This window comes from Streptococcus sp. GMD6S, from assembly GCF_000297015.1.
Genome location: NZ_AJRH01000125.1, coordinates 1 through 1,614 on the forward strand (window position 1 = coordinate 1; position 1,614 = coordinate 1,614).

The window sequence follows — 1,614 nt, forward strand, 5'->3', positions numbered from 1 at the left end:
TTCACTTTGAAAGTAATATCTGTTACTTTGAGGTAGCCGGTTGGAGCGGCTTCCTCATGGAAAGTATAAGTACCTGGTGCCAAGTTCAAGTCTTTAGACTTACCAGCTTCTGAAGTCCAGCTTTCTACGGCTGTGCCTTCTGCTTTATCGCCCTTGTAGATCTTGATTTGAGCACCTGCGATTTCTGTTCCACCAAGGCTAACCTTGCTAAAGGTAATCTTACGTGGGCTATCGTCATCTTTATCAGTGACTTTGATTGTTGAACCATCAGTTACGACTGTATTGTCCTCGCCTTTAGCATCCTTGGTACCAACATTGGTAACTTTAACTGTGCCATCATAGTTAACTTGGAAAGTGATATCCGTTACTTTGAGGTATCCAGTTGGGGCTGCTTCCTCATGGAAGGTGTAAGTACCTGGGGCCAAGCTCAATTCTTTAGACTTACCAGCTTCTGAAGTCCAGCTTTCTACAGCTGTGCCTTCTGCCTTATCGCCTTTGAAGATCTTGATTTGTGCTCCTGCGATTTCAACTCCACCAAGACTAATTTTACTGAACGTGATTTTACGAGCTACATCGTCATCTTTATCAGTAACTGTCAGAGTTGAATTTTGGGCTACAACACGATTGTCTTCACCTTTAGAATCTTTTTCACCTACTTTTGTCACTTCAACAGTACCGTTAGGTTTAACTTGGAAAGTGATATCCGTTACTTTGAGGTAACCAGTTGGGGCTGCTTCCTCATGGAAAGTGTAGATGCCTGGTTCAAGATTCAGTTGCTTAGGTTGGTCAGTTGAAGTCCAGCTTTCTACGGCTGTGCCTTCTGCCTTGTCGCCCTTGTAGATCTTAATCTGAGCACCAGCGATTTCATTTCCTCCAAGATTGACTTTACTGAAGGTAATAGCCTTTGGAGTTGTATCCTCTTTGTCAGTGATTGACAAAACAGAACCAGTTGTTACGACAGTATCTGTTGTACCTTTTTTGACAATTGTAATAGAACCATCAGCATTGACCGTGAAGGTAACATCATCAACATACTGATACCCATCTGGAGCAACGGACTCTGTTAGAGTATAGGTACCAGGAGCTAATTTAATCACTTTAGAAGTATTAGCTTCTGTTGTCCAGTCTGCTACAGGTGGAGCTTCTGGTCTTACACGATCTCCGCTGTAGATTTTAAGTTCGGCACCTGGGATTTCTTTCCCATTTGGATCCACCTTTTTGAAAGTAATCTCTTTCTCAGTTGGAGTCTTCGGAGGTGTCTTCTTATTTTCAATTCGACGTTCTACAGATTTATCTGAGCCAAACTCATCTGGAGAAATTTTAATATCTTCAGTTAATTTGTCATAGCCAAGAGGAGCAGTTACTTCACGAATTGTATAGTTGTCTCGCAACAATTTACCTACACTAGCGTTACCATCAGAATCTGTTGTCAATCGTCCAACAACGGCTTGGTTACGATCACGAATCACTTCAAAAACTGCACCTTGCAGAGGTTGGCCTGCTTCGTCTACCTTATGAATTTTAATGGTGAAAACATATCCTTCTGCAACACCACCTGCAATCTGGTAGGTACGTGTGCTGGTTGATTGTTCATTCTCACTACCATTGTAGCTC

1 protein-coding gene is annotated in these 1,614 nt (G+C 42.3%); it reads right to left on the reverse strand.

All coding sequences use genetic code 11. The features are described from left to right. Positions 1–1,614, reverse strand: a 1,614-nt coding sequence (locus GMD6S_RS12745) for an MSCRAMM family protein (RefSeq protein ID WP_000315209.1), incomplete at both ends; no start/stop codon positions are given.